1 pseudogene is annotated in these 906 nt (G+C 41.4%); it reads right to left on the reverse strand.

Annotated elements, in window-relative coordinates:
* A pseudogene (locus EYW44_RS22385) lies at nt 1-906 on the reverse strand (hypothetical protein); the annotation flags it as partial.

The raw sequence follows: 906 nt of genomic DNA on the forward strand, positions 1-906 counted from the left end.
GATCAATACTTACTGTACCTGCGGCTGTTCCTCCTGTTTGATATAAAATCGTGTTTCCTGTATTATTTGGATCTGTATCTCCTAAATAATCATCATTGGTTAAAACATTCGTTGTAACTGGCGTTCCTGCATCTACTGTAGCTGTATCATCTGCTACAGTTGGTGCATTTGGATTCGTATCACTTGTGTCTGGATTTCCATCATTATCATCATCCATATCACAAACCGTTGCAATACCATCTCCATCTAAATCTGGTCCTGCTGTAGTAACATCTGAATTACTTCCTGTTGAATAATCTGCTGCGGTTACCGTTCCATCTGCATCAACTCCTGATCCTAATGTTAAAACTCCACTTCCGTATGTTCCATTATCGTCTGCATCTGCTGTAGCGGTTCCGAAAGCTTCATCGGCATCATTACATCCATCTCCATCACTATCCGTATCTAAGAAGTCTGGACTATTTGGATCCGTTCCACTATCACTATCAGTTGGTGTTGCTACTCCTGTTCCTGCTGTACTTGGAATTCCATCATTGTTTGTGGCATCTCCATCTGTATCATCTGCTGTTCCATCTCCGTCTGCATCAGTTCCTCCTGTTTCTACAACATCGTAAATTCCGTCGTTATCACTATCTAAATCTAAGTGATTTGGAACACCATCTCCATCTGCATCGTAAGCATCTACAACGCCATCTCCGTTTCCATCTGCTCCAATATCTGTATCTAAATAGTTTGGAATCCCATCATTGTCTGCATCGGCGCTTGGATCTGGTTGTCCGTTAGCTTCTGCTGTATCTAAAATTCCATCATTATCATCATCTAAATCTTGTGCATCTACTACTCCATCTCCATCACTATCTGGACCTGTAACAGTGATTGTTAAAGTTGCCGTCTGACAAACATCAT

It is taken from the genome of Tenacibaculum sp. M341, from assembly GCF_004337695.1.
Lineage (GTDB): Bacteria > Bacteroidota > Bacteroidia > Flavobacteriales > Flavobacteriaceae > Polaribacter.